Annotated in this window: 24 protein-coding genes and 1 other annotated feature; of the genes, 7 read left to right on the top strand and 17 right to left on the bottom strand. The window is 38.3% G+C overall.

Going from position 1 to position 24,516, the window contains the following annotated elements:
* Positions 1–111 precede the first annotated feature (111 nt).
* Positions 112–1,122: a LolA family protein gene (locus BLR86_RS23920; protein ID WP_090767842.1), complete on the bottom strand. Its 1,011-nt coding sequence runs from the start codon at positions 1,120–1,122 to the stop codon at positions 112–114.
* A gap of 128 nt (positions 1,123–1,250) precedes the next feature.
* Positions 1,251–1,601: a holo-ACP synthase gene (gene acpS / locus BLR86_RS23915; protein WP_090767839.1), complete on the bottom strand. Its 351-nt coding sequence runs from the start codon at positions 1,599–1,601 to the stop codon at positions 1,251–1,253.
* 100 nt (positions 1,602–1,701) lie between these two features.
* Here acpS and BLR86_RS23910 point away from each other — a divergent pair, with 100 nt between their 5' ends.
* The gene (locus BLR86_RS23910; RefSeq protein ID WP_090767836.1) at positions 1,702–2,295 is read left to right on the top strand and encodes a rhomboid family intramembrane serine protease; all 594 of its coding nucleotides are present in this window, start codon (positions 1,702–1,704) and stop codon (positions 2,293–2,295) included.
* Positions 2,296–2,311: 16 nt separating this feature from the next.
* Here the strand turns inward: BLR86_RS23910 and BLR86_RS23905 are convergent, their stop codons facing one another.
* The 8 genes from BLR86_RS23905 to BLR86_RS23870 all read right to left on the bottom strand — a co-directional run bounded on the left by BLR86_RS23905 (position 2,312) and on the right by BLR86_RS23870 (position 11,311).
* Positions 2,312–3,760, bottom strand: coding sequence for a PH domain-containing protein (locus BLR86_RS23905; RefSeq protein ID WP_090767834.1), 1,449 nt, complete (start codon positions 3,758–3,760; stop codon positions 2,312–2,314).
* Complete coding sequence (locus BLR86_RS23900; RefSeq protein WP_090767832.1) at positions 3,753–4,232, bottom strand: PH domain-containing protein; 480 nt, start codon at positions 4,230–4,232, stop codon at positions 3,753–3,755. The genes BLR86_RS23905 and BLR86_RS23900 overlap by 8 nt, the downstream gene beginning before the upstream one ends.
* A 59-nt stretch (positions 4,233–4,291) precedes the next feature.
* The gene (gene uvsE, locus BLR86_RS23895) at positions 4,292–5,260 is read right to left on the bottom strand and encodes a UV DNA damage repair endonuclease UvsE (protein WP_090767829.1); all 969 of its coding nucleotides are present in this window, start codon (positions 5,258–5,260) and stop codon (positions 4,292–4,294) included.
* 87 nt (positions 5,261–5,347) lie between these two features.
* Complete coding sequence (locus BLR86_RS23890; RefSeq protein WP_090767826.1) at positions 5,348–6,838, bottom strand: degradosome RNA helicase CshA; 1,491 nt, start codon at positions 6,836–6,838, stop codon at positions 5,348–5,350.
* A 206-nt stretch (positions 6,839–7,044) separates the two neighbouring features.
* Positions 7,045–7,734: an alpha/beta hydrolase gene (locus BLR86_RS23885; RefSeq protein WP_090767824.1), complete on the bottom strand. Its 690-nt coding sequence runs from the start codon at positions 7,732–7,734 to the stop codon at positions 7,045–7,047.
* A gap of 84 nt (positions 7,735–7,818) precedes the next feature.
* Positions 7,819–9,198 (bottom strand): UDP-N-acetylmuramoyl-tripeptide--D-alanyl-D-alanine ligase, encoded by a 1,380-nt coding sequence (murF, locus tag BLR86_RS23880; protein WP_090767821.1) that lies wholly within the window; start codon positions 9,196–9,198, stop codon positions 7,819–7,821.
* Positions 9,199–9,261: 63 nt separating this feature from the next.
* Entirely contained in the window at positions 9,262–10,344 is a 1,083-nt protein-coding gene (locus BLR86_RS23875; RefSeq protein WP_090767818.1) for a D-alanine--D-alanine ligase, read from the bottom strand.
* A gap of 190 nt (positions 10,345–10,534) precedes the next feature.
* Positions 10,535–11,311: a hypothetical protein gene (locus tag BLR86_RS23870; protein WP_090767814.1), complete on the bottom strand. Its 777-nt coding sequence runs from the start codon at positions 11,309–11,311 to the stop codon at positions 10,535–10,537.
* Between the two features lie 294 nt (positions 11,312–11,605).
* Between BLR86_RS23870 and mgtE the strand changes: the two genes are divergently transcribed.
* From mgtE to BLR86_RS23855, 3 genes are all read left to right on the top strand, one after another.
* Positions 11,606–12,964: a magnesium transporter gene (mgtE, locus tag BLR86_RS23865; protein WP_090767811.1), complete on the top strand. Its 1,359-nt coding sequence runs from the start codon at positions 11,606–11,608 to the stop codon at positions 12,962–12,964.
* 158 nt (positions 12,965–13,122) lie between these two features.
* Positions 13,123–14,304: an FtsW/RodA/SpoVE family cell cycle protein gene (locus BLR86_RS23860; RefSeq protein WP_090767808.1), complete on the top strand. Its 1,182-nt coding sequence runs from the start codon at positions 13,123–13,125 to the stop codon at positions 14,302–14,304.
* 100 nt (positions 14,305–14,404) lie between these two features.
* Positions 14,405–15,001 (top strand): undecaprenyl phosphate transporter UptA, encoded by a 597-nt coding sequence (locus BLR86_RS23855; protein WP_090767805.1) that lies wholly within the window; start codon positions 14,405–14,407, stop codon positions 14,999–15,001.
* Between the two features lie 27 nt (positions 15,002–15,028).
* Here the strand turns inward: BLR86_RS23855 and BLR86_RS23850 are convergent, their stop codons facing one another.
* Together BLR86_RS23850 and argS are read right to left on the bottom strand one after the other, a co-directional pair.
* Positions 15,029–16,210, bottom strand: a complete 1,182-nt coding sequence (locus BLR86_RS23850) for a NupC/NupG family nucleoside CNT transporter (RefSeq protein WP_090767801.1) — start codon at positions 16,208–16,210, stop codon at positions 15,029–15,031.
* Between the two features lie 263 nt (positions 16,211–16,473).
* Positions 16,474–18,168 (bottom strand): arginine--tRNA ligase, encoded by a 1,695-nt coding sequence (argS, locus tag BLR86_RS23845; protein WP_090767798.1) that lies wholly within the window; start codon positions 18,166–18,168, stop codon positions 16,474–16,476.
* A gap of 55 nt (positions 18,169–18,223) precedes the next feature.
* Positions 18,224–18,431 (bottom strand) — a binding site (T-box leader).
* Positions 18,432–18,535: 104 nt separating this feature from the next.
* Between argS and BLR86_RS23840 the strand changes: the two genes are divergently transcribed.
* Complete coding sequence (locus BLR86_RS23840) at positions 18,536–18,790, top strand: alpha/beta-type small acid-soluble spore protein (RefSeq protein WP_090767795.1); 255 nt, start codon at positions 18,536–18,538, stop codon at positions 18,788–18,790.
* Between the two features lie 25 nt (positions 18,791–18,815).
* Here the strand turns inward: BLR86_RS23840 and BLR86_RS23835 are convergent, their stop codons facing one another.
* The 3 genes from BLR86_RS23835 to BLR86_RS23825 are packed head-to-tail and all read right to left on the bottom strand — an operon-like array spanning position 18,816 to position 21,382.
* Positions 18,816–19,598 carry an ABC transporter permease gene (locus tag BLR86_RS23835; RefSeq protein WP_090767792.1) on the bottom strand — a complete coding sequence of 261 codons (783 nt, stop codon included), beginning with the start codon at positions 19,596–19,598 and terminating at the stop codon, positions 18,816–18,818.
* A gap of 6 nt (positions 19,599–19,604) precedes the next feature.
* Positions 19,605–20,408, bottom strand: coding sequence for an ABC transporter permease (locus BLR86_RS23830; protein WP_090767789.1), 804 nt, complete (start codon positions 20,406–20,408; stop codon positions 19,605–19,607).
* Positions 20,405–21,382, bottom strand: a complete 978-nt coding sequence (locus BLR86_RS23825; protein WP_090767786.1) for an ABC transporter ATP-binding protein — start codon at positions 21,380–21,382, stop codon at positions 20,405–20,407. The genes BLR86_RS23830 and BLR86_RS23825 overlap by 4 nt, the downstream gene beginning before the upstream one ends.
* 149 nt (positions 21,383–21,531) lie before the next feature.
* On the opposite strand from BLR86_RS23825, the gene BLR86_RS23820 reads away from it, so the two are divergent.
* Positions 21,532–21,960, top strand: coding sequence for a nuclease-related domain-containing protein (locus BLR86_RS23820; RefSeq protein ID WP_090767783.1), 429 nt, complete (start codon positions 21,532–21,534; stop codon positions 21,958–21,960).
* Positions 21,961–22,040: 80 nt separating this feature from the next.
* On the top strand, positions 22,041–22,442 hold the full coding sequence (locus tag BLR86_RS23815) for a hypothetical protein (protein ID WP_090767780.1): 402 nt from the start codon (positions 22,041–22,043) through the stop codon (positions 22,440–22,442).
* A gap of 382 nt (positions 22,443–22,824) precedes the next feature.
* Here the strand turns inward: BLR86_RS23815 and BLR86_RS26320 are convergent, their stop codons facing one another.
* Together BLR86_RS26320 and BLR86_RS23810 are read right to left on the bottom strand one after the other, a co-directional pair.
* Positions 22,825–22,974, bottom strand: a complete 150-nt coding sequence (locus BLR86_RS26320; RefSeq protein ID WP_175493036.1) for a hypothetical protein — start codon at positions 22,972–22,974, stop codon at positions 22,825–22,827.
* Positions 22,964–24,235 (bottom strand): hypothetical protein, encoded by a 1,272-nt coding sequence (locus BLR86_RS23810; protein ID WP_090767777.1) that lies wholly within the window; start codon positions 24,233–24,235, stop codon positions 22,964–22,966. The genes BLR86_RS26320 and BLR86_RS23810 overlap by 11 nt, the downstream gene beginning before the upstream one ends.
* Between the last annotated feature and the right edge of the window lie 281 nt (positions 24,236–24,516).

Below are 24,516 nucleotides of genomic sequence, written 5' to 3'. Positions count from 1 at the left end.
AAATACATAAAGTCACTAAATTCATTTTTCCTTTTGATTATCGAACTAGAACTAGTGGTTGTCAAATAAAAACAAAAATACAGGCTCTGATTAAGAGCCTGCCATGAATGCTTATTTTTCCACTTCGCCTTGTACGGTTCTTGCTATTTCAACGAGTTCCTGTTTCGTTAAGTCCTTTGAAGCAATCATGTAGTCAACGCCATCCACGGTCCAAGTGAGGGAACCTGCAGAAACAGCACCGATGGTAACGCCCAGGTCAACTAAATCTCCATCCACATAGGTTGGTGTCGTCGAGGCTTCTTTTACGGTGACCTTTTCTTGAATGAGTGTAAATGACTTTTCTCCCTCATAAGTTAGAACTACCCGTTTACCATTTTGTAGTTTTACTTCTTTTTCATCTACTAATTCAGCACCAAGGTCGGCCGTTGGATATTTCACTGTAAAGGCAGTATCCTTGCTATCTGCCATTACAGGAAGATTCAGATCAGCACGTGCCATATTCTTTTTCATATCAAAATCACTATCATCAAAGCTAGCATTAAATTTAACCTTTGAGAACTCTACAGTCACAAGCGCTTTACGATCTGGATCCATTACTTTTACCACCGCAGGTGATAAATCCTTTTTGTTTATCTTGATTTCCTGGATGGGCAGCATGCTATTGTTTTGATAGCGCGTTTTGGTTTCAAATACATAATGTTCTTTCGTGGTAGTGAATTTTGAATCTTTATCTTCAACGATGTCCTTTATTAACGATTCATATAAATAGGCCTGACTGCTGTTCTGTGGCCAATCGCTTTGAAATTTAAAGCTCTTTTTAAGGGCAGGCGTTAACACAAAAACCCCTTCATTATTTCGTAAAATCATTTGACTTTGGTCTTTTTCGGCATTTTTTAGATTTACGCGGTAAAATGTTGGGTCTTTATGCCAAATCTCGACGTTATAAACTTGTGAGTCTGTGCCCATTTTTAACGTCATCTTCGCATCCACCTTATAACCTGTTAAATCCTTTAGTTTCCCAGTTAATTCTTTCACCACATCATCTTTTGACTTTGTGCCGCAGGCAGCTAGTAAAAAGATAACCAGTAAACCCGTAATCACCAGCAAAAACCTTTTCTTCAATTTCTTCAACCCCTTCTTGTCTCATTTTCATATGAATATAAAGAAGACTTGTCTCTCCCATTTCCCTATGAATATATGAGACAACCTTTTGGAATATGTTAAGGGATTGTCAGTTGTAATGATTTTTTCTATTTTTCTTCAATAACTACCTGGGCAACTGCATAATCTCTACTGTGTGAAATAGAAAGAAATCCATTCCTTTCAGGTTTTACAATAAAAGGCTTGCCCAAAGAATCGGTTTCGATTTCAATATCTAAAAACGATAGTTCCTTACCTATCCCCGTTCCTACTGCTTTTGAATATGCTTCTTTCGCCGCAAATCTCCCGGCTAGAAATTCAATTCCTCGCCGTTCTGGAAGCTGTTCGAATGTTTGCTTTTCATTTTCAGTAAGGATTCGATCAATTAATTTCCTTTGTCTAGAGACTATTTCTTCAATTCTTGAAAGTTCAATAATATCAATCCCTATGCCTTTAATCATGGTCTAAACTCCTTCTATTTAAATTGCAAAATGCATAATAGTACTACAAGATCCATTTTCCGTCTATGATGATAAGTAAAGAATACTAAAGGAGGTTAATATGTTTACGAGAACAGAAAGTTTTCGCGAATTTATCCGCTTTTATCCGGTTATTTCTATTATTATTGCCATCCATTTGCTTTTATATCTTTTTACCGCCTTACCTATATTTCCAAACTTTTGGTTTAAATCTACTTTTTCAGGAGTCAACCTCTATATTATGGAAGGTGAGTACTGGAGACTGGTTACTCCGATTTTTATGCATGGCGGCTTTGCTCATGTTTTATTTAACAGCTTCTCACTCGTCCTATTTGGCCCTGCACTTGAAAACATATTAGGTAAAGGTAAATTCCTGCTCATCTACTTTGTTTCTGGTGTCCTAGCGAACGTCGCTACCTTGCTGCTCGAACCTTTAACCTATGTACATGTTGGATCAAGTGGAGCGATTTTTGGTTTATTTGGTTATTATATAAGCATTATTGTCTTTCGTAAGCATATGCTTTCACAGCAAAACTCGCAAATTATCGTGATCATTTGTGCGCTTAGCTTAATTATGACCTTTATCCAGCCCAATATAAATATTACTGCCCACATATTCGGCTTACTAGCAGGATTTTTACTGGGAGCCGCTACACTAAATAAAAAGAGGGATTGAGACCGAGCTTTTCGGTTCAATCCCCATTTTTGTCTTCCCTCGAAAACCAAGAATAGACTTTTTTCACATCACCTTGTTCCATATCGATCACACGACCCCCAGCACCACCGAAACCAACTTTTACGAACGCCTCTAAGGTTGCCAGCCTTTTCCTGCTTTGAAAATAACTTTCTCTCATATCTAGACTTTGTATTTTATTCTTCTTTATAAATACAGTTGTCCTTACAATCGTCCGATACCGAAGATTCAACTGCTCATGATTAAAACTCCAGCCGGCATCTTTATATTTTAATAGACCCCAAATCGTAAACAATCCAAGAAAAACCAACGAAATAAGTCCCCAGACCTTTAAAAAGGCAATAGTAATCACCACAATCGGACCGATTACCAACCAACTTCTGAGAATATAGCGGCTCATGGCCCTTTTTGGAACTGGAGTAAAAGTTGGATTCCATTGATAGTCTATTAGGTATGGCTTCAAAATTTGTTCAATGGTATGAATCTTAACCAGCGGCAGGAGTAAAACTTTCGAACCCTCCTTGTTACTTGCAGAACCACCAGCACTTTCAACGATAACCGACCCGTACCCAAGCCATTGCCGAACAATATTTTCATCAATCCGTACCGATTGAATTCGCTTTAATGGAATCGTAATCTGTCTTTTTTCTAAAAGCCCTTGAGAGATAATCAGGTCATGATCTGTTTTGATGACGTTGAAATTAGCATACTTTAACATCGTGCCAATAAGCGCTAAGATCCACGCCACTACAAAGCCAGCAAAAACAAGAATAGCAATCAAAATGATATTCCCGACGGCCCATTGTTCGACACCGCGAAATAATCTCCCAAAAGGAATAAGATCGTCTAACTGTGATAAAAGGGCCAAAACAGCTGAAATAACAACGCCAACTCCTCCAGAAGTGAGCGAAAGTAAAATTAACTGTGATGGGGTTATTTTATAAATTGTTTGATTTCGAGTTTCTTGAACTACTCCAACTTCCTGCATTGCAGGATTTTCTTTTGATGCCGTTACATATTCTTGTATAATCCGGGCCTCTTCTTTGGTAATGGCAGCAAGAACGGCTTCTGCTTCATCTTTTCCGCTTCCGCCTGCTGTTTCAATTTGTACCTTTACCATGCCGCATATCCGTTGAAGGATGCCTTCTGATATATCTATACTTTGAATTCGCTCCATGGGAATATATCTTTTCTTACGGACGAAAACACCGTATTCGATCCGAAGTTCGTTATCTTCTAATCGATAGGTATACCTCATCCAGGTTAAGTTACTTGTTAGGATAATTAAGATGATCGCAATCGTGACCGCTGCGAACAGCATCAACTTACTACTTTCACCATTATTCCAGATAAAAAACAAAGCGATAAAGGTGAAAATGAAATCCTTAATTCTTTTTCCGATATTCAAAACAATTACAACAGGATGAAGTCTTTTTGGCTCAAACATCCTCATCCGCCACCCTTGCCAGATTGGAAATAAATCGCCTTAACTCTTCCGCTTCTTTCTCTTCTAGCGCAGGAATCTCATGGGCTGTTGCAGCTGTGTTCACAATGACTGACGCTAACTGGTATTTTCGTAAAATCGGCCCCTGAATAGTATCAACATGCTGCACACGAATCATCGGGATTAACGTACGTTTTACAATAAAGATTCCTTCCTGAAGTTCAATTTCCTCTTCTCTCACATCATACCGCCAGCGTCGCCATCTCAATGACGGAAATAGAGCTACACTTATATAAGTAAACAGCAGTTCGATTAGTAGTAAGAGAACAATAATCCACAACGGGACATCAAATCTATGTAAAAAAAAGATCACTACCGCTGCTACGACCCAACTAATCGCAACTTTAATTAAGGCAGAAACTTTCCAAACTGTTAATGCTTTTTCAGAAATTCGTTTTTGCGGCTCTAGTATCATATTTCCCCCTCCATTTCCAACAATACCCTATAAGTATACACGGAAGGAATCAAGATTTGTTAGTGAATTTCAAAACTAGAAGGATCTACTAGCGTTATTCCTTTTCTACCTTGCAAATCCTCTATTAACCGAAATAGTGCAGCATCCTTCTGTTTCGCTTCTATCATACAGTGAATTTCAGGGACAGTACCTCTTATTCCATTAAGGAAGTTTAAAAACAGTTCCACATCAACATAATCGGCATGTGCACGATATTCCTTATCAGATCGAGGGCTTGATATATGCATTTTCACTGGTAGCGGAGATGATTTCCAAGTGTTTAAAATCCGTTCCCACTCTTGCTGCCAATCTCCTTCTTCATGATTTGCTAAATGATGGTGGTAATCAAATACCATTGGAATTCCCAACTTTTCACAAAGGTATAAGGTTTCTTTTACTGTAAATGTGGTATCGTCATTTTCTAGCATAATCATCTTTTGGATAGCAGGCCGAATATATCCCCAATTATGGATAAATTGTTCAAGCGCCTTTTCCTTGTCCTCATAGCCGCCGCCCACATGCAAAACACAACGATGTTCTGTATCTATCCCCATTCCTAAAAGTAACTTCTTGTGCATATCAAGCGTTTTTAGTGCATTTGAGAGTATTTCCTTGTTCGGTGTGTTGAGCACAACAAAATGGTCTGGATGAAAATCGATTCGCATGGGGTGCTCTTTTAAATAGTCACCAAACTTCGATAATGATTCCTTAAGGGGTTTGATATACTCCCAATCAGTCAGCTCTTCATGATTAGCTAGTGGAATTAAGCGGGAGCTTAAGCGAAAGAAATGAATCTGGTTTCCTGCATTGTGTTTTAATAACCTTAGGCAATTATTTACATTAGAGTTGGCTATTCGTTCCAGCTTTCGGATACCCGCTTCCCTGTCTTTTATCCGGCTAAATTGCGAAAACGTCATCGTTTGGGACGGTGATGCATTCTGAAGTTCCATACTCATTGCTACATATCCAAGTTTAACAATCATCGTCATCACTCCTAACACACAGTTACTATTACTGTGCCCGTAAAATAGAAAAAGAGAGCATAGACTTTATGTCCATGCTCCCTTACATATTTATTAACGATTAAAGCTTCTTGGTTTTGGTTTCCCGGAAGATGTGCGCTTTTCACCGGTTCTTGGCTGTGCCTTTTTACGGTCACGGTCTCCACCGCGTGAAGATCCATAGCTGCTTCTATTGTCATCTCTTCTTCTACGGTCACGGTCTTGCGGCTTTCTATCCCTTTTATGATGTGCTGGTGCTTCTTCTGTTAACTTAACCGGAGTTGTATCTGGCTCTTTTGTTAACATTTTTAAAACAGCAGCAATTACAGTTGAAGCATCATTTTCTTCAAGTAATTCTTGTGCTGCTCGTTTATAATACTGTAGATTATTTCCTTCAATCGTTTGGACAATTTTATCAACTACAGCACGTTGTTGACCTTCCAACGCTTCATCAAGGGTTGGAGCAGTCATTCTTTCCATCTTACGTTTTGTGGTTCTTTCTAATACAGTAAGGTAAGATTTTTCACGTGGTGTGATGAATGTAAGTGCCATACCAGACTTGCCTGCACGTCCTGTACGTCCAATTCGGTGAACATAGCTTTCAGGATCCTGAGGGATATCAAAGTTATAAACATGTGTTACACCAGAAATATCGAGTCCTCTTGCTGCCACATCTGTTGCTACAAGTTCATCAATGGTTCCTTCTTTAAATTTACGAAGGACTTGCATACGTTTTGCTTGTGTTAAATCCCCGTGAATTCCTTCTGCTGTATAACCTCTTAACGTTAATGCTTCAGATAATTCATCCACCCGGCGTTTTGTCCGACCAAAAATAATCGCCAATTCTGGTGATTGAATATCGAGAAGACGTGTTAAGACATCAAATTTATTTTTTTCCATGACCTCAAGGTAAAATTGTTCAATCGCTGGAACTGTCATTTCTTTCGTTTTCACGCGAACAATTTGTGGGTCATGCATGAACTTTTCAGCCATTCTTTGAATTGGACCAGGCATTGTAGCCGAGAAAAGTAAGGTTTGACGCTCTGACGGTGTAGCAGCAAGAATCGTTTCAATATCTTCAATGAATCCCATATTTAACATTTCATCTGCTTCGTCAAGAATAACCGTATTCACAGTATCTAAACGCATCGTTTTTCTATTAATATGGTCCAAAACGCGCCCTGGAGTACCTACAATAATATGTGGGAATTTCTTTAATGAGCGAATTTGGCGGCTGATGTCCTGTCCTCCATAAATGGATAAAACGCGAACTCTTTTTCCTGAACCGATTTTGTAAAGCTCTTCCGATACTTGAATCGCAAGCTCACGTGTTGGAGCGATAATGATTCCTTGAATCGCATCCTTGGTAACATCGATTTTTTCCACTAAAGGAATACCAAATGCAGCTGTTTTACCAGTTCCTGTTTGTGCCTGCCCGATCAAATCCTTATTTGCTAGGCCCATTGGGATGGTTTCTGCCTGGATTGGTGTTGCTTCCTCAAAACCCATTTTGAGGACAGCTTCTAAAGTGGCCTGACTTAGGCCTAAATCTTCAAACTTTGTCAATGTTTTCATTCTCCTTCATTGTATATAAAATCTATATGCTGAATACTTATGATTCGCATCAAATGCCGTAACTAGGTAACATCTTTATTTTACCAAAAAAAAGACATCCCTCCAAAGGAGTATGCCCTATTTTACTCGTTCTTTAGACACGTTGCTGATAATCATAACACTTTTTAACCTTATTTGCAACAAATCCCATTCAAGCATTACTGCTCCATCAAAAAGTCATATACTTGGGAAAATAGGGCGTCTTTTTCCTCACAATGACATATATGATGGTTAGAATCCTTTATATACGTAAGTCTTTTTGTTGTTGCACTTATGGTTCGATATAAGTATTCTGCACTTTTAGGGGGTACAATTCCATCACATTCTCCCTGTGCAATCAGTGTTGGCACTTCTACTTGCGGCAGAAGCGGTTTGATGTAAGAGACAAGTCTGCGAAATTGTAAAGTCGCTGTTATGGGAGTTGCTTTTATTTTCCGTTTATAGCGCTGAAAAAATTCATTGTTTTTTAAGTTTCCTTTAAATGAATCCATCAGCATTGTTTTAATTTCACTTGCCATTTGTTTTGGGTTACCATAATAGGCCGCAGCACTAAGTAGTACAAGCTTGTCCACCGGGTATTTTGCCGCAAGAAGACTTGCAATCATCCCGCCCATGGAAAACCCTATTACATAGACCTGATCACAGCTATCAAATAATTTCTTTAATTCAGTTTCGGCATGTTCAATCCACTGTTGATAAAAGACACCTTTTAGGGAAAGATTTTCACCATGACCAGGAAGAGTCGGGACACTAAATATCCAATCCGTTTGCTTCGTTAGATACTCTGCAAGCGGCTCAACTTCATAGGGTGCCCCTGTAAAGCCATGAATACATAAACAGCCAATCACACTCTTCACCTACTTTGCTTTGAAATTGGATATTTTCTTTAGTGTGCCATTAACAATCTTTTGCATACGATAAGTTTTATGAGTTTATTTTTTTTGTAATGCAGTTACAATTTCCTCTAATTTCATCCCTCTTGATGCCTTAACAAGGACTAACGTACGATTAGTAACATGCCGTACAAGTTCATTCTTCAACACATTTTTATCCATAAAGGAAAAAACTCTGTTGTTTCCTAATGTGGAACGTGCGCCTTCAGCAATATGTTCCGCTAATTTACCAAAAGTAAATACTAGATCGATCTTTTTAGGATGTAAACCCGCACCAATTTGCAGATGGTACTGTTCTTCCTGCGGCCCTAATTCAAGCATATCACCGAGAACTAAGATGACTTTTTCGTATCCCTTAAGGTTTGAAACAAGTTCGATTGCAGCCATCATCGAAGTAGGGCTGGCGTTATAGGCATCATTGATGATTTTTTCACCATGGGCACCCTCAACTAACTCCATTCTCATATTGGTGAGCTTAACGCTAGTCAATCCCTCATTCATTTTAGTAAATGGCACATTAAAGTAATGAGCAATCATCATCGCTGCTAGCGCGTTTAATATATTATGTGTACCCAATACAGGAAGTTCGAAACTTTCCGAGGACTTATTTATTTTAAACATATTTCCTTGTTCTAACTGGATGATTTCTGTAGGAAAAAAATCATTTGTATTACTTCTTCCAAATGTCTGAACATTAATATTCCCTTTATACCTATTAATCCGTTCCATTAGAAGCGGCTCATCACCATGTAGCACCGCCAATCCACCATCTTTTAGGCCTTGCAATATCTCCAGCTTTGCTTCAGCAATACCTTCTCTTGATCCAAGGTCAAGCAGATGAGATTCTCCAATATTGGTAATAACTACCGCATCTGGAGAGGCAAGTTTGGTAAGGAATTCAATTTCACCTCTTCCACTCATTCCCATTTCTAACACAGCAATCTCGGTATCCTCATCCAAACCTAAGACGGTTAACGGAAGGCCGATATGGTTATTATAGTTCCCTTCTGTTTTTTGTACTTTATAGGTGGTGGACAAGAGGGATGCGGTCATATCCTTTGTCGTGGTCTTCCCATTACTGCCTGTAATGCCTACTACTTTTACAGGCAATTGTTTTCGATAGGCTCTCGCTAATTCCTGCAAAGCTTCTAAGGTATCTTCAACAAGAAGAATGGGTAAGTCTGTCGGTGGATTAGGTATATCGCTTTGCCACAGCGCCGCGGCTGCTCCCTTTTTCAGTGAATCCTCGACAAATTTATGACCATCCGAGTTTTCACCTTTAAATGGAATAAATAAGTTTCCCTTTTCAATTTTCCGAGAATCGATGGAAACACCGGTGATTTCAGTATCAGCAAATGAGGTAACCTCATTTTTAACAGAAATCATTTCTGAAATCTGTCTTAACGTTTTTTTTATCATTTCAATCCTCCAAGTCTGGGAAGTTTAAATAAAGACACGGCTGCTTGCCGTGTCAATGTTTTTCTAGATGGTGTATTTTATGTTCTGCTTTTCAGTATGTCTTTCTATTCCAAGATTGACTAGGGTTTCAATTAATTGTGGGTACTCAACTCCTGTATGCTTCCATAACAATGGAAACATGCTAAACGGTGTGAAGCCAGGCATTGTGTTCACTTCATTAATTAACGCCTTGCCATCTTTTGTTAAGAAGAAGTCGGCGCGAACAAGACCAGAGCAATCCAATGCTTTAAAGGCTCGAATCGCCATCTCTTTAATTTGTTGATACTCTTCTGCGGAAACATCTGCAGGAATTATTAACGCAGTATCCCCATCTTCATACTTCGCTTTATAATCATAAAAATCTTTCTTCGGAACAATTTCACCTGCTACAGAGCACTTCGGTTCATCGTTTCCTAGGATTCCCACTTCTATTTCACGTGCGATCACGCCTTCCTCAATGATCACTTTTCGGTCAAATTGGAAAGCCTCAACGAAGGCCGCTTCTAGTTCCGTTCGGTTTGTACATTTACTGATTCCTACACTTGAACCTAGGTTCGCTGGTTTTACAAAGCATGGGTAGCCAAGCTTTTCTTCTACACTTTCATATATTGTCGCTTTTTCTTTTTCCCATTCAGTTCTGATAAAGGCTAGATAATTTACTTGCGCGAGGCCAGCTTGAGCAAAGACATTTTTCATCATAACTTTATCCATACCTGCAGCTGAAGCCAATACTCCATTACCGACATATGGAAGATTCAATAATTCTAATAATCCTTGAACCGTTCCATCCTCACCATTTGGTCCGTGCAGAAGCGGAAATATTACATCTAATGGTTCATTTTCCTGTTTTTCACTTTTGCTAAAAAGGGATGGTGCTAATGATAATGGTGATAACTGATTTTCACTTGAAAATTCTAGTGCTTGAACGTTACTGACCGGTGCATTCAGTTGTGGTCCTTTTATCCACTGACCTTCTACATTTATGTAAATCGGATGAATTTCAAATTTTTCAAGATCAAGCGCCTTAATGACTGCAAGAGCAGTTTGTAAGGATACTTTATGTTCAGCGGATTTACCTCCGTATAATAAACCAATTTTCGTTTTCATAGTAAACCTCCATTTTCGCATTCACGTTTTTATTTTACCACTTTATCGGATAAAAATGAGACTGTAGTGATACTGTTTTATCGATTTTTTTCTTACTATTATCTAATCATTATTTTATGAAACATAAGGCTTGGTTAAAAACTCATGATTCGATTTAACAAAAAGAAAATCCCCCCAGTAAATGGAGAGATTAGATAACAGTAAGCTTCCATTCTTTTGTTTTTTTATCAAAGATGATTTTAGCATGGCAGTTTTCAACAGAAATTTGTTCGTATTCCTCATACATATCATCCATTGAGGCAAAATCACCGATCACCCAGATAGGGATTTCCAGTCGATTACGCTGTTGATCAAGGTCCCTTAAAGAAATACAGATACCTTCCTTCATAAAAGGGGTTAAAGATAGGAGAATCTCCTTATTAATCGGTGGATACACACGCTTCTTTCTAATTCCAAAAATTGACTTTTCAAGCTTCAAGTCTCCTAATTTATTTGAAAGTGCCTCACTTAAGAGATGAAAGAAGTCCTTGAAGCTTCGGTAATATATTTTATTAAAGAAACCATCATCATGCGCTAAATAAACAAATCGGTTTCCTAGCTTATTATAAAAGGGAAGCTTTAAATGCTGCTTTTGATGACCCAAATATAATATTTCTGCGATTTCCTGCCCAGTGAGTTCATTTAACCCTTCTTCTTCAACAAAGTCGATCCAGCAAAAATCACCGTATCCATATATATCTTCAGCCGCTAATCGATTGATTCTGTCCTCTGGACAGTATTCGAGTAGTGTATGCATGTTAAAGTCACTATCTTCAAAGCGGTGCTTTAATAAAAGTAAATGATTTAAAGAACCTGAAAAAGCAGCAGCAAATTCAGCAAACTCAATTCCATAGGATAGGACATACTGATCATTTTGATTTAAGTGGACATAGACAAGATCCCGTATGTCTTGATGATGCCTTTTCAATGCCAAACTCCTCCAATCAGGGAAAATTAAATGATCAAGTTGTGTTAGAAAAGTACTCCAGTTTAACAATCGCCAATATTAGTCAGTCAATCATTATTTTATCATTAATAGTCCTAATAGCTTATTTCAATTGTTTTACAATTCTCAAGCTATTTGTGATACCTTTGAAACAGAGCCAGCTGGATTATTTTATGAATTAACACATACTAGTCTTAAGTTCCCTACTAGTATTTACACCATAATTATCAGCAAATCATTTTTTTACATATATGTATAGAGAGGAGCTTGTATTAAATGATTAAGGATATGACCCAAGACGAAATTTCGCTGCATATTATTAAGTTATTAAAAGAAAACAAAAAGGCAGACTTTATAACGATTCTTGAAGAATTACAACCATATGATACCGCAAAAATATACGAAGAATTACCCGAAAAACATAAACTTCGGTTCCTTCTGTTTTTAAATTTTGAGGTACTTGCTGACCTGATGCAGGAACTAGAAAAAGAAGAACAGATTGAGGTGTTAAATAAGCTTGGGATTGAGAAATCCAGTAAAGTCCTGGATTTAATGGACAATGATGATTTAGCATTAATGCTTGATGACCTCTCACCAGAGAAAAAAGAGTCACTTCTTTCGGGCATGAAGATTGAAGAATCTAAAGCTGTTACGGATATTATGAATTATCCGCCTGAAACAGCCGGTAGATTGATGACCAATCGGTTTGTCTGGATTCGAAATTATTACACCGTTAGGGAAGCAGTTGATAAGTTAAAAATGTTTGCCGAGTATGCCGAGTCCATTAACTACCTCTATGTTGTCGATGAAGCTAGGAAATTGGTGGGTGTTGTTTCTTACCGTGACTTACTTTTGGCGGATCCTAATGAAAAAATAAATTACATTATGTATGAACGCGTAATCTCTGTTTCGGTTACGACCGATCAAGAAGTAGTGGCCCAGATGACAGAACGCTACGATTTCCTTGCTATACCAGTTGTCGATGAGGAAAATATCCTTGTCGGGATTGTAACAATTGATGACATTATTGATGTCGTTATTAAGGAAGCGAATGAAGATATAGAGAAATTATCAGCCTCCGGGAAATCGATTGACTTTGACACCAAAACATTGGTGGCTGCTGCTAGAAGGCTTCCGTGGCTCATATTGCTTTTATTTATCGGACTCATCTCTGGCAAAATCATAAGCAGCTTTGAAAATACTCTAGATCAGGTGGTGGCTCTTGCCTTCTTTATGCCAATGATAGCTGGCATGACCGGAAATACAGGAACTCAATCGCTTGCCGTTGTAGTACGGGGACTAATTTCACATGATATCGATAAAGGAGTAATCGTCCGCTTAGTCGCTCGCGAGCTTGGTGTCGGCGTGACCATTGGTGTTACATGCGCCATTCTCATCTCTATCATTGCTTATATCTGGCAAGGCAGCTTTATCTTAGGGGCAGTCGTGGGTGTTTCACTCTTTTTTACACTGATTATCGGAACGTTAGCCGGGACGATTATCCCCCTTATATTATTTTATTTAAAAATAGACCCAGCTGTAGCATCCGGTCCATTAATTACGACAATTAATGATATTTTTTCGTTACTCACCTACTTTGGCATTGCAACGATGTTCCTAAATCGTCTTATGTAGGCACGGTCTTCTAGACCGTTTTTTTGAAACATTCCCCGTAGCATGTCCGTCTTAATAAAGAGGGTATTGTAATATATTTCCTTAATATATTGTTACTAAATCTTTTCTTTGTTAGCATAACACTATACAAACAGATAAAAATGGGTGTGACATATGGTATGGACAAATATACAAAAAAAGTGGACCGCTTTGATTGGACGTTAACATTAATTCTGTTTTTATTTTTTCTAGTTAGTTGTGTAGGTATTTATAGCGCACAAACTGCTGGGCAGTACGAGGATAATTTTTTAGTCAGACAAACTTTCTGGTATGTCGTTGGGGCGGTAATCATTTCCATTACAATTCTATTTGACAGCTATCAATACAAGCGGCTTTCTTGGTATTTGTATGGATTTGGAATTATTTTACTAATAGGAGTTTTGGTTGCACCGTTAGATATCGCACCAATTAGAAACGGAGCAAAAAGCTGGTTTATCACTCCCGTTGGTTCCATTCAACCTTCTGAGTTTGTTAAAACATTTTTGATTTTAGCCCTTAGCCGTGTTGCTACCCAGCACCAGGAAAAATATCTTGTGAAAACCGCAAAATTAGACTTTTGGTTATTGATTAAATTGGGGATTACTACAGCTGTTCCTATTTTCTTCATTATGAAGCAGAATGATTTAGGGACTTCACTCGTCCTATTATCGATTTTAATGGGTTTCATTTTAGTCTCGGGGATTACATGGAAAATTATTTTACCGCTATTCGGTACTGGTGCATCACTTGGGGTTTTCATCATCTATTTAGTTGTGCAAAGACCGGATATTCTTGAAAAATATTTACATGTACAGCAGTATAAATTTAATAGGATTTATGCATGGCTCGATCCGTTTAACCATTCAAGCAGCTCAGGCTACCATTTGTTAAAATCATTAAGTGCCATTGGATCAGGGCTGATAACCGGAAAAGGCTTTGGCAATCGTGAAGTTTACATTCCTGAAGGACATACGGACTTCATTTTTAGCGTAATTGGTGAGGAATATGGTTTTGTTGGCGGCAGTATTGTCATTGGTTTATACTTTCTTTTAATCTATCACTTAATTAAAACGGCGTTAGATACGAATGATCCTTTTAATACATATGTCTGTACTGGAATCATTTCAATGATTACCTTCCATGTTTTCCAAAATGTCGGCATGACCATTCAGGTCCTTCCGATTACAGGAATTCCCTTACCCTTCATCAGCTATGGGGGCAGTTCATTGATGGGCAATATGTTTGCCATGGGGTTCGTCTACAGCATTCGTTTTCATCATCGCAACTACATGTTCTCATCCTCCAGGGCGTTAAGCAGCTAAAAGAAGAGCAGCGGAGAATTCCGCTGTTTTTATTTCTTTATTATCGAAAGTGGTATACACTAAGAAAAGTAAAAATTATTTACAAAAGTGAAGGTGGACTATGAAGGAATTTATTTTTTCAGTATTGGAGTTCTTATCACAGTTAGGTTACTTCGGAATTGCACTAGGATTAATGATAGAAGTGATTCCAAGTGAAATAGTCTTAGGGTATGGCGGTTATATGATTTCGGAAGGAATTCTCGGGTACCCTGGAGCCATTATTGCCGGGACCATTGGCGGAACCCTTGCACAGTTATTTCTTTATTGGGCTGGGTATTTCGGAGGTCGTCCATTTTTAGAAAAGTATGGAAAGTATGTCTTAATTAAAAAGAAGCAAATTGACCAATCAGAACAATGGTTTAAAAAATATGGTGTCGGTGTCATCTTCTTTGCCCGCTTTATTCCTGTTGTCCGCCATGCAATATCTATTCCCGCTGGTATTGCAAAAATGTCTGCAACAAAATTTACGCTTTATACGGTAGCGGCCGTCATTCCATGGACGATTCTTTTCCTTTATTTAGGACATGTGTTAGGGAAGAATTGGTCACATATTAAAGAATATGCAGCGCAATATACTTTGCCTATTCTCATCGGTGCTGTAATTCTAGGCGTTATTTACTATTTAATAAAGAAAACCAAAAAAACAACCACAGATTGAGCTCTGTGGTTGTTTTTATTTACATATTTATAACATAATACTCGTTATAGCAGCTGTTAATAAGCTTACTAGGGTTGCTCCGTAAAGCAATTTCAACCCAAACTTCGCTACTTGATTTCCTTTTGCTTCATTTAGACCTTTTACAGCACCCGTAATAATCCCAATCGATGAAAAGTTCGCAAAGGATACCAAAAATACGGAGATTATCCCAACCGTTCTACTGGATAGAGAATCTGCTACTTTTGCTAAATCCATCATCGCTACAAACTCATTCGACAGTAATTTTGTTGCCATAATTGTACCAGCCTCCACCATCTCTGCTGCAGGTACACCAATAATAAAGGCAAGCGGTGAAAATACATATCCAAGGACCACCTGGAAGCTGATTCCAAAAATCGCTTCAAATACAGCGTTAATCATACTAATGATCGCTACAAAACCGATTAACATTGCTCCAACGATGATAGCAACCTTGAAACCATCTAAGATATACTCCCCTAGGACTTCGAAAAATGTTTGCTTTTCTCCTTCTTGGACATCGATAATATCTTCTTCCTCTTTTACATCATAAGGATTAATAATATTGGCAACCATGAATCCGCCAAATAAATTTAATACTAACGCTGTAATAACATATTTGGGGTCAATCATTGTCATATAAGCCCCTAAAATCGACGCAGAAACCGTTGACATTGCTGAAGTACATAAAGTATATAGGCGATGTTCAGGAATATAGGGAAGCTGTTTTTTCAACGAGATAAACACCTCTGACTGACCAAAAACAGCAGACGCAACTGCATTATAGGATTCTAATTTGCCTAAACCATTTACCTTACTTAAAATAATGCCGAGATAACGAATGATTATCGGAAGTACTTTAATATATTGCGCAATCCCAATTAATACAGAAATAAAAACGATGGGAAGAAGTACATTTAAGAAAAATGGCCCGGCACCTTCATTCGCCATTCCTCCGAAAACAAAGTTGATTCCCGCAGCAGCATAACTTAAAAGATGATCGAACAAACCCGCGACTGCTGTAATAATGACAAAACCTATTCCTGTGTTTAGGAGTAAAAAAGCAAAAACGAGCTGAATTACAAGCATTGTGACAAGCGGTTTAACCTTAATTCTTTTCTTATTGTTACTCACGATATAGGCTAACAAAAAGATGATTATAATTGCAGCCAGAAATAGAACATATTTCAAATTATTTTTCTCTCCTTTTCATGATGTATAGTCTAAGTAGTTAGAAAACACCTTTTATTTCGACAAATATCGACACTTTTTCATTCATAAAACCGAGTATAGTGGTAACGGTTACTTGTGTCAATCATTTGAAGGAAAATAGTAAAATTCAGGTTATTCACTTTTTATTATTCCGCCCCTCCTTCCATTTACTCTTATACAAAAAAAAACCACCAGAAAGGTGGTTTTGGAAAACAATTTGACATAGACTACATTTTTTCGCTTTACATTTCTTCTGGGGCTTCAATCCCCAATAATCTCATCCCTTCCTTCAGAACAATCGTTACAGAAGCTACGAGTGCTAAGCGGGCCTGTTGGTCTGCATTTTCTTCGAGAATTTTTACCTCAGCATAATATTTATTAAAGGCTTGCGCGAGATCCACAATATATTTGGCAATTTGGGATGGATCAAACTGCTCAAATGATCTTTTAATCGCATTCGGGAACTCTGTCAGTAGAATAACAACCTTCCATTCTTTTTCCCATGATATCGAAGATGGTTGAATGGAAGTTTCTGTAGCCTTATTTGCTTTACGTAAAATGGAACATGCCCTTGCATACGTATATTGGACATAGGGGCCTGTTTCTCCTTCAAAACGAAGCATATCTTCCAGCGAAAAGTCAATATCATTCATTCTAAAGTTCTTTAAGTCATGAAACATAACGGCCCCTACGCCGACCTGTTTCGCTACTGTATCTTTGTCCGTGAGGTTAGGATTTTTTTCTTCTATACTGTTTTTCGCCATCGCGATCGATTCATTTAAGACCTCTTCTAATAAGACAACCTTCCCTTTTCGTGTCGACATTTTCTTTCCATCTTTAAGCATCATTCCAAATGGAATATGGACCATCTTCTTTGCCCATGAGTAGCCCATTTTATCTAACACAGCAATTAACTGTTTAAAATGAAGGCTTTGCTCATTACCGACGACATATAATGACAAATCAAAGTCATAGTTTTCTTTACGATAAAGAGCTGCCGCTAAATCACGGGTGGCATAAAGGGTGGCACCATCAGACTTTTTAATTAAGCAAGGAGGTAGTTGTTCGTCTGTTAGTTCAACCACTTGAGCCTGATCCGATTCTACAAGCAATTGCTTTTCCTCTAACAGCTTGACGACACGGTCCATTTTATCATTATAAAAAGCTTCCCCTGCAAAGGAATCAAATTCAACGTTCATTAGTTCATAGATTCTAGAAAACTCTTGTAAGGACTCATCACGAAACCACTGCCAAAGCGATAATGCATCCTCATCACCATCTTCAAGACTTTTAAACCAGCTCCTGCCCTGCTCGACAAGTGAAGGATTACTTTCCGCTTCCTCATGAAACTTAACGTAGAGGGTTAACAATTCCTTAATGGGGTTTTGTTTTACCTTCTCCGCATCTCCCCAAAGCTTATAAGCAGTAATTAGCTTGCCGAACTGTGTTCCCCAGTCACCTATATGGTTAATTCTAATTGGCTTAAATCCACATTTTTCTACAATGAAGGCCAAAGAGTTACCAATGACGGTTGAACGTAAATGACCCATCGAAAACGGCTTTGCGATATTGGGAGATGACAGGTCAATGGTTACAGGGCGGTTATTCCCAATGTTTAGAGCACCATACTTTTCTTTTTGCTTAATAATTTCAGCAACCGTATCTTCCGAAACCAATTTTTTATTTAAGAAGATGTTGAGATAAGCACCCAACACTTCAATTTTCTCGAAAGTTGGTGATTGGATCTTTTCACTTAATTCTTGAGCAATCATATTGGGCGATTTTCGTATTATTTTTGCTAATGTGAAACATGGAAAGGCTAAATCTCCATGTTGTTGGTTTTTCGGCTTTTCAATTAGCATTTCAAGCTCTTTGACATCCATTTCGTGGCCCAGGACTTCAAATAATTTCTCAGCAAGCTCCTGTTTATAATTCATATTTAAAACCTCCCTATTTTTATCTTCTAAATACAAAAAACTCCCGTCTCTATATTGAAGAGACGAGAGTTAACTCGCGGTACCACTCTACTTGTTCCAAAGAACCAGCTTGGTTTGTTAACGGAGGATCGCTCCGGCTTGCCCTACTATTTTCAGGCAGACATCTCCAAAGTGCGCTTCATCCTCTGTTCCGTATCAGGCTCCCACCACCCCTGACTCGCTACGACTTTCCAGAAAACTACTCTCTTTTTCATTGATTTTTTTCGGCTTGATTTTGTTGTTATTATACTGGATAAAAAAGGATTTATCCAGTCATTGCTGATTATTTTTCAAAATTGGTCATCCTAACGAGTAAAGGAGGGATAATATGGCTAGAAGAAATAAAATTCTCGTTCCTGAAGCACGAAATGGATTAGATGCCTTGAAGGCGAAGGTCGTTCAGGCACAAAACCCAGAGGATGCCAAATTTGAGGCTGCTGAAGAAGTTGGTGTTCCTTTGAAGAAAGGATACAATGGGCAACTCACTTCCGAGCAAGCTGGGAAGGTCGGCGGCAGACTTGGTGGCAGCATGGTTAGAGAACTTGTTAAAATGGCACAGGAAAACATGATTAAAAAAAGGTAGGCAGTGGGACTCCCCACTGCCTCTCTTATGACCCCGTCGAACGATAGTGCCTGACCCCAAATTGCCATACAAGAAAACAGGGAAGAATAAAGAGGCTGCCTGCGACAGGAGTCAGCATATATAAGATTTCGTTTCCTTCTGTCTTTCCGAGAATAAAAAGTAAAGGCAAATAATTGACCGTTCCAAATGGGATGACATAGGTGAAGAAACGGGCAACCCACTTTTGGTAAATATTAAGCGGATATTGAGCCATCTCTCTGCCGCCATCCGTAAAAATATTAGCGATTTCAAGTCCTTGAACCGTCCAAAAGCACATCGTTGCAGCGAGCATATAAATACCTGTGAAAATAAGCACTCCACTTGAAATCATAAAAAACAGCGTAATTGCTTTGGTGAAACTCCATTCGAGGGGGAGATTATTCAATGCCCAAATTAAGACCATGGCACTTTGAAGCAGCCTGCCTATCCGAGTGAATTCAAATTTAGATCCGAGAACCTGGATGAATGTGCTTCGCGGGCGGACTAGAACGCGATCGAAGTCTCCCTTTATGATTAAGCTGGAAAAAGTGTCAAATCCCCGAGCAAAGCATTCACTTAACGAAAAAGCCATGTGAATAACAGCAAAACAAAGGGCCACCTCGAAAAAATCCCAGCCCTTAATTTGCCCAAATCTCTCAAACAAAAAATAAAGACCCGCAAAAATGGAGAAAGGAATGAAAAACTGTCCAAGCGATAAAAGCCAGAATGACGTCCGATATTGCATTTGTGATTTAAATAAGATTAACAGATACTTAAAATAAAGGTTCATCTTTTTTTATCCCCCCTGTACGACGACTCTTTTTAATACCGCATTAAGTGCCAGTTTTCCAAGCCATAGCAATCCAATAAGATATCCAAATTGAATAAAAACTCCTATTAGTGCTTCTGTTTGAGCGATATGTCCGGAATAAACACGAAATGGAAAATCAGCCGTCCAGCGAAATGGCAGAACGTAGGCTATTTTTTGTAGCCAGAGCGGCATCAATGGAATGGGAATTATCAACCCTGCAAAAAATTCCCCGAAGACCCCGAATACTAACAGTGACCCCATTGGAGATAACGTTACAAATACAGATATATATAAGAACATAGAAATAGCTACTAAAAGCAATAATCCTAATAAAAGGGTAATCACAAATAAAAGAAAGGTTGTACCATTTGGAGGAAGCGTCATGTTGTAGGGCTTTGGTAAAAAGAAAGCTATGATTAAGATTGGATAACAGCGCAACAACGCACTGGATAACCGCTGTGCTAGAAGTTTTGCATACCAGAAACCGTATAAATCGGCTGGCCGGCACAGTTCGTAGGCGATATTTCCGCTTGTGATGAGGTCAAATAATTCATTGTCACGGAACCAGAGCATAACAAAAGCTAGGAAAGCCTGCTGCAGCCATATGTATGTGATTAATTCTTTTAAAGATATTGGCGGTGTTACAGTTGTGAATTCATAAAATGCTACAAATACCATGATCGAAATGAATCCCCAGAAAAATTGCGTCGCCACTCCAGCCAAAGCGGCCGCCCGGTATTGCATACCAATTAGGAGCCTTAGTTTTAAAACCGCTGCATATACCTTCATATTTGGAACTCCTTATACAGCTGGACGATGATGTCTTCAATGGGCTGGGATTCGATTGTCATGTCTAATAGGTCCACCTGTTTGGATAGTTCGGTAATAATATCCGAGGTAAGGATTTGTTCTGTATCGATGCTTAGGACAGCGCGTTCAGGAGACCAGTGAATGATGGTTGTCCCAGGTATATCAATGGAATGTGTGTGTTTGCGGTAATCAGCGGTAATCGTTTTATTAGTTCCAAAACGCTTCCTTAATTCCTCCAATTTCCCATCATAAAGCAGACTGCCTTTACCAATTAATATCACTCGGTTGGCCAATGCCTCAATATCATTCATATCGTGTGTGGTAAGGACAACCGTCACACCCTTTTCCTGATTGATCGTCTTGATGAATTGACGGACAGCTATCTTCGAAACGGCATCTAGCCCAATGGTTGGTTCATCTAAAAATAATATTTTAGGATTATGTAATAAGGAAGCAGCAATTTCACAGCGCATTCGTTGGCCTAAACTCAATTGCCGGACAGGGGAATTCATGATCGTTTGTAATTCTAGTGTTTCAACGAGTAAGTCTAATGTAGTTTTATATTCTTGCTGTGGAACTTTGTAAATATCCTTTAAAAGTTCAAATGAATCTATTACCGGAACATCCCACCATAACTGAGAACGTTGACCGAAGACAACCCCGATATTTTTTACAAACTGGGTGCGTTCCTTCCATGGTATAAAGCCCATTATGCTACAATTTCCTCCGTCAGGGACAAGTATTCCGCTCATGACTTTTATCGTTGTTGATTTTCCTGCACCATTCGGACCGATGTAACCTACAATTTCACCAGGTTCGATGGTGAATGAGATATCTTTTAGGGCTTCTACGATGGTATGTTCTCTATGGAAAAGTGCCTTGGTGGCTTGTAGCAACCCAGTGGAACGTTTCGCCACCTTGAACGATTTCGTAATGCCTTCTACTTTTATCAAATAGTTCCCTCCCTTTTTGTCACAAAGGAAAATAATAACATTCAGGGCGGAAGAGTGTCAAGAATTTTTAGAATTGTTTTTTTGTAGATATATTGTCACAGCTTGGTTGGGGAATTTTCTATATTATTAGAGTTGAAAGGAAGTGGAGTATGCCCTTAAGATCTAGAACTGAATCAGATTTATTAAAGCTACTAGGATTTCTAAACACACGAATGAACTTAACCGAAGAAGACTTGAAACAGTATTTAAATTTGAAGAAAGGTTACGAAGGAGAAGTGGCTTTTGATCTATTGACGGCAGCAAACCTCAATAGTGACGTATTTGTTTTAAACGATATAATGCTTGAAATAAACCATACAAAATTTCAAATCGATTCTTCTCTAATCATTCAAGACACCATTTTTCCATGTGAGGTAAAAAATTTTGAAGGTAATTACTTTCTTAAGGATGATGAGTTTTATTTTTGTGGTGCAAAAAATCCAATTACGAATCCATTGCACCAGGTTAAGAGAGCTGAAACGTTACTCCAACAATATCTCAAAAAAATGGGTTCTATTTTCGAATTGTTCCTTATCTAGTTTTTATTAATCCAAAGTTCTTCTTATATCAAGCTCCCCAAAACGATTCGATTATTTTCCCCCCACAGCTAAGCTCCTTTATGGAAAAACTAAACTCAAAGACATCAAACCTAAATGGGAAGCAGCAAAAACTGGCTGACAAGATGATATCAGATCACATCATTGAACCTCCCTATCCCAAATTACCTCCTTATGAATACCATTCACTTGAGAAAGGTTTAACTTGTGCAATCTGTAACTCCTTTTTTATTTCCTGTGATGATAGAAAAGCTAAGTGTGATCAGTGCGGTTTTGTAGAGGAGGTTGAATCAGCAGTCGTACGGAGTGTGGGAGAATTTAAGCTGCTTTTTCCAAATCTAAAAATCACTACTAATATTATTCATGACTGGTGTCGGGTGGTTGAGTCTAGGAAGACGATTCGAAAGTTTTTAAAGAAGAACTTTAAAACTGTAGGGTATGGGCAATGGGCTTTTTATGAGTAATGTAATAGGGGTTTAAGAAGGATTTCCTTCATTGGCTACCATATATCTATTTCTATTGTTGTTTCGGTCACCAATGACCTTTATTGGTTACCACTTTGCTATTTTCCTTTCTGTTTTGGTCACCAATGACCTCTATTGGTTACCACTTTTCTACTTTCCATTGCTGTTTCGGTCACCAATGACCTCTATTGGTTACCACTTTGCTATTTTCCCTTGCTGTTTTGGTAACCAATGACCTCTATTGGTTACCACTTTGCTATTTCTCTTGCTGTTTCGGTCACCAATGACCTTTATTGGTGACCACTTTTCCATTTCCCCTTGCTGTTTCGGTCACCAACGACCTCTATTGGTTACCACTTTTCTACTTTCCCTGCTGTTTCAGTCACCAATGACCTTCCTTATCCACCACAAATACATCCTGTTCATTTACAAAATCCTCTGCTGTAAGTGCTATAGCATTTTCAATAAGGAGAGTTAATCCTTTTAATGAACGACCAATCTCTCCTCCTTGACCAATAAAACTACAAATCATCTAATGAAACGACTTTACCGCTTCCTGCATGTACCCCATAGTGGCAATCTAATTTTCCGTATAAAACATATTGTTTTTGCTCATAGTCATAAACATAATAAGGGGTTAGCTCAAACAACTCCTTGATTTTTTCAAATGCCTCTTCTTTCGCGATTGTTACTTTATCAGCTGCTTGAAATTGATCATAAATCTCCAACATTGGTTTATTATCCATGTAATTTACTGCTTGGAGGCTCCCCGCATCAATCATCACCATCAGTTTTCTTTGAAATACTCGATTGTCCTGGTGGTTAGCCCTTACTATTGCATGAATATAACCTTTGTCTCGATGTAACGTTTTAAGCATCCACTTTCCTGTGTCATTAGGATATTCCTGTCGTAAAAAGTTATTGACCGCCATTAAACATTTATCTTGTTCTACTTTTGTGATTGGGAATGAAACAGGGCTTGGCTCGCATAAAAATGCTTGTTCTGCTGTTACATTCTCAATCCAACTAATCTCTTTTCTTTCAAAAGGATCATTGATTGGTTCATCCCAAGAAATGGTTTCGTCAATTTTCAAATACGACCTTACATCCGCTATAAATTCAAATGGAATCGTTGTCGTTCCATCATTCGTAACAAAAACCTCTTCCACCGCATAAACAGGGAATAATTTTTTCTGTTCATAGGAAGGAAATTCAACTAATTTCAATTGTTCCTTCGCCAAATGTTCCACCGTTTCAAGGGAAATCGTATACGTTTCTTCATTAATTATTTCTTTAGAAGGAAAATGACCATGTACAGAGAACGAGGTGAGCCTCCCTTCTTGATTAAATTTAACGTCTATAAATCCAGAAGGAGACACCGCTACACCCTCAAAGCATTCTTTAAATTGAAGTTCTCCTTCACTTTCTTTATGTAGTTGGAAATGCCTCCTATATGTAAGTCCTGTTTCACGTTCAATCCATTTTATGATTGTCTTTGTATCCAGATTGGTAAATGTAACCCCATCTTTTGCATATGTCTTACCCATTACAAAAATAGCACTCTCAAACTTACGAGTATCCATATTGATCTCAATAACTGCTGTACCATCTGGATTTGAACCATCTTCCTCTAGTTCGGTTACATGATTCGGAAACCATTCCATACAAAGTGTATAGACCGTTTCATTGAAGATAGTGACGTTTCGAGAAAGGCTATGTCGTTCTAAGTAGTAGTTCTCTAATCCAAATTTCTCTTTCGTAAAATCAATTAATTCTTGAATTCTTCTATTCACTCGCAAATCCCCTCCGTTCTTTAACTTCCTGAAATAAAATAAGCCCATTTGTAACAGCAAATTGCTTCAATCTCATATTACTAACTCTGTTGATACCATTTCCTTTCCTCTACTCTCTCAAAGTCTTTACGTAAACATGCCTGTTTTAGCCTCTTTGACTTTAGAAGATACTTGATATCAGAAGAATTGTCGTATGAAAGTTGAATATGAAAATAGTTAATATATTCAAGTATCGCAAATAATGTTTCACTATTTATCTACGAAACATCAACCCTTTTGGT

The sequence above is a fragment of the Bacillus sp. OK048 genome, from assembly GCF_900103525.1.
In the GTDB taxonomy this organism is placed as follows: Bacteria; Bacillota; Bacilli; order Bacillales; family Cytobacillaceae; genus Neobacillus.
The sequence above is the reverse complement of the archived record's forward strand: the minus strand, read 5'-3'. Positions and strand labels throughout refer to the sequence as shown.

Bases quoted from the DNA above. Each gene is read 5' to 3' on its own strand.
- acpS (WP_090767839.1), bottom strand. From the start codon at position 1,601: ATGATTAAAGGCATAGGGATTGATATTATTGAACTTTCAAGAATTGAA.
- BLR86_RS23910 (WP_090767836.1), top strand. From the start codon at position 1,702: ATGTTTACGAGAACAGAAAGTTTTCGCGAATTTATCCGCTTTTATCCG.
- BLR86_RS23905 (WP_090767834.1), bottom strand. From the start codon at position 3,760: ATGTTTGAGCCAAAAAGACTTCATCCTGTTGTAATTGTTTTGAATATC.
- BLR86_RS23900 (WP_090767832.1), bottom strand. From the start codon at position 4,232: ATGATACTAGAGCCGCAAAAACGAATTTCTGAAAAAGCATTAACAGTT.
- uvsE (WP_090767829.1), bottom strand. From the start codon at position 5,260: ATGACGATGATTGTTAAACTTGGATATGTAGCAATGAGTATGGAACTT.
- murF (WP_090767821.1), bottom strand. From the start codon at position 9,198: ATGATAAAAAAAACGTTAAGACAGATTTCAGAAATGATTTCTGTTAAA.
- BLR86_RS23875 (WP_090767818.1), bottom strand. From the start codon at position 10,344: ATGAAAACGAAAATTGGTTTATTATACGGAGGTAAATCCGCTGAACAT.
- mgtE (WP_090767811.1), top strand. From the start codon at position 11,606: ATGATTAAGGATATGACCCAAGACGAAATTTCGCTGCATATTATTAAG.
- BLR86_RS23860 (WP_090767808.1), top strand. From the start codon at position 13,123: ATGGACAAATATACAAAAAAAGTGGACCGCTTTGATTGGACGTTAACA.
- BLR86_RS23855 (WP_090767805.1), top strand. From the start codon at position 14,405: ATGAAGGAATTTATTTTTTCAGTATTGGAGTTCTTATCACAGTTAGGT.
- argS (WP_090767798.1), bottom strand. From the start codon at position 18,168: ATGAATTATAAACAGGAGCTTGCTGAGAAATTATTTGAAGTCCTGGGC.
- BLR86_RS23840 (WP_090767795.1), top strand. From the start codon at position 18,536: ATGGCTAGAAGAAATAAAATTCTCGTTCCTGAAGCACGAAATGGATTA.
- BLR86_RS23835 (WP_090767792.1), bottom strand. From the start codon at position 19,598: ATGAACCTTTATTTTAAGTATCTGTTAATCTTATTTAAATCACAAATG.
- BLR86_RS23830 (WP_090767789.1), bottom strand. From the start codon at position 20,408: ATGAAGGTATATGCAGCGGTTTTAAAACTAAGGCTCCTAATTGGTATG.
- BLR86_RS23820 (WP_090767783.1), top strand. From the start codon at position 21,532: ATGCCCTTAAGATCTAGAACTGAATCAGATTTATTAAAGCTACTAGGA.
- BLR86_RS23815 (WP_090767780.1), top strand. From the start codon at position 22,041: ATGGAAAAACTAAACTCAAAGACATCAAACCTAAATGGGAAGCAGCAA.
- BLR86_RS26320 (WP_175493036.1), bottom strand. From the start codon at position 22,974: ATGATTTGTAGTTTTATTGGTCAAGGAGGAGAGATTGGTCGTTCATTA.